This is a genomic window from Streptomyces swartbergensis (genome assembly GCF_002148965.1).
Taxonomy (GTDB): domain Bacteria; phylum Actinomycetota; class Actinomycetes; order Streptomycetales; family Streptomycetaceae; genus Streptomyces; species Streptomyces swartbergensis.
Window position 1 is genome coordinate 1 of sequence record NZ_NGFN01000636.1, and the last position, 2,037, is coordinate 2,037.

The 2,037-nt window shown below is 69.9% G+C and carries 3 protein-coding genes and 1 pseudogene; 2 read left to right on the forward strand and 2 right to left on the reverse strand.

Annotation, left to right across the window (positions count from 1 at the left end):
- Together CA983_RS43085 and CA983_RS43090 are read left to right on the forward strand one after the other, a co-directional pair.
- Positions 1 to 305: pseudogene (locus CA983_RS43085) on the forward strand (hypothetical protein); the annotation flags it as partial.
- Positions 306 to 410: 105 nt separating this feature from the next.
- Entirely contained in the window at positions 411 to 1,220 is an 810-nt protein-coding gene (locus tag CA983_RS43090; RefSeq protein ID WP_143645811.1) for an AbiTii domain-containing protein, read from the forward strand.
- A gap of 32 nt (positions 1,221 to 1,252) precedes the next feature.
- On the opposite strand, the gene CA983_RS43095 is transcribed toward CA983_RS43090, so the two are convergent.
- Positions 1,253 to 1,513, reverse strand: a complete 261-nt coding sequence (locus tag CA983_RS43095; protein WP_086606047.1) for a hypothetical protein — start codon at positions 1,511 to 1,513, stop codon at positions 1,253 to 1,255.
- On the reverse strand, positions 1,510 to 1,806 hold the full coding sequence (locus tag CA983_RS43100) for a DUF6247 family protein (protein ID WP_086606048.1): 297 nt from the start codon (positions 1,804 to 1,806) through the stop codon (positions 1,510 to 1,512). Before CA983_RS43100 ends, CA983_RS43095 begins: the two co-directional genes overlap by 4 nt.
- Positions 1,807 to 2,037 lie beyond the last annotated feature (231 nt).

Here is a 2,037-nt window from a genome sequence, read left to right on the forward strand (position 1 = left end):
CAGTGCCCCGCCTGCGACAGTGCCCCGCCTGCGACCGGGAAGCCGCTGCTCTGTTCCTGGCCGTGGGCGAGGACTCCCCGCTCTTCGACATGGAACTGACGGCCGAAGGTCTCCTGTGCGGGCTGTGCGGGTTCCACCTCGCCAGCACGGATGAGGTCGAGGCCGTCGGCTTGCCGACCCTTGTCCGCTACTCAGTGGAGGACCTGACGCGCATCGTCGCCGAAGGCCCGGACCCTGCAGAACGCCTTGCCACACTCAAGCTGGCCCTGCCGACTGTAAGACCCCACGCCCACGACAGCTTCTAGACCGACGTGCTCGTCTCCCGGTAAGGCGCGCTACCTGCGGCACAGAGCCCTGTGACCTCACAGAGTGAAGCCGTGTTGTCAGTGGGGGCTCGCACAATGGAGCGCATGAATCGACGTGAGCGCACCCTGCTTGCCCAGATCGAGCAGGATGTGCTCGACGACGCTAAGCCATTGGCCGGAGCCCTGCGCAAGTGCGTGGTGCTCGGAGGCCATGCCAACTCCGCAGCGCTGCGCGACTGGGCCCAGCGCGAACTGCGCGGCTACGACGGCGTGGACCTGGCGGACATCCCGTCGTACCGCGTTGTCATGGCGCCTTTGAAGGTCGACGCGGCGGTGATGAACGGCTTCGTGACGGGCCAGCAGGTCAGCCCCGGGCAGCTGCCTGACATCGCCCGTGACGCGATCAGCAACGAACTCCCCCTGCGTATGGGGATCGGCGAGCTCGAGGCGGCCGCGCGTCGAGTCAGTGAGTCGGACGACGTCCTGAAGCTTCAGCCGGGGCAGGCCGCTGATCTGGTACGCATCATGAACCACGAGATAGGCAATCCCCGTCAGCACATCACCGAGCTGTACTGGGCCGTGGCGGCACCTGCCCTGATGGGCGTTCTCGACCAGGTCCGAACGGCGCTGGCCGACCTCGTGGGTGAGCTGCGCGCCGCCATGCCCTCGGACCACGACCCCCTGCCCACTCCCGAGCAGATCGGCCAGGCGATGAACGTTGCCGTCCACGGCAACCGATCCCGCGTGGTGGTGACCAACGCCCAGGCCTCCGGGGAAAGCAGCGCCAGCGTCGCGCCGGCCGCCGACGAGGAGCCGGGACTGTTCGGCACGACAGGCCGCCGCATCGGCGCCGTCGCCGTGGGCCTGGCGACCGTGATCGGCACCGGCGCCGCTCTGTGGCCGCTCATCAAGTAGCCCTGCAGGGCCAGGACGCCGTTACGGAGTGGCTACCCGATCCAGATGACGTCCAGGACGGACAGGTGTCGGGTGAGCCGGTTGATCACGTAGACGACGGAGAGCTGGCCGACGGACGCGGCGCGGACGTCCTCGCCTTCCGGGTCACCGGTGTTCCACTGAGGCCAGCCCCACGGGGAGCGCACCGCGATGTCCAGGACGTCGCGGACCGTCTCCTTCGCATGCTCGGGCAGCGCGGTCAGCGTCTTCGCGGCCTGCGGGGACAGGCGCACCGCCCAGGGCTGATCGGTCACCGGCGGGCACCGAGGACGTCGGCCAGGTCCACGAAGCCGGTCTCATCCCGGCCGGAGTCCATGTAGGCGTCGACGGCCGGGGCCGCGGCGAGGCGCAGCTGCCAGGTGCGGACGACGTCGTGCAGGGGCGTGAGGCTGTAGGTGTGGCGGGAGTCCTCCAAGGCCTTCGCCCAGTCCCGCTCGAAGGCCGGCACCCAGGTATCGGCGCGGCGGTCGTCACGCAGCTGAGCGAGCAGCTGGGCGGCAGCGGCCGGAGCCGGCGGGGCGGGGGCTTCCTCGGGCTGCGCGCTCATCGGCACCTCCTGGCGGGTCGTATCGCCACCGTACGCGCGGTGTGGGGCGGTGGGGACAGACATGCGGTGATCCCTTCCCTTGCTGGCGGGTGTCAGTCGACGCCGTAGAGGCTCTCGCCGACGGCCTCGCCGCAGCCGCTGGGCGAAGCCGTCGGCGACCTCGGGGCTGACAAGATCTGGAAGCCGATGCTGCGGAAGCCGGGGGCGTCGTCGGCCTGGTTTGCCTGGACC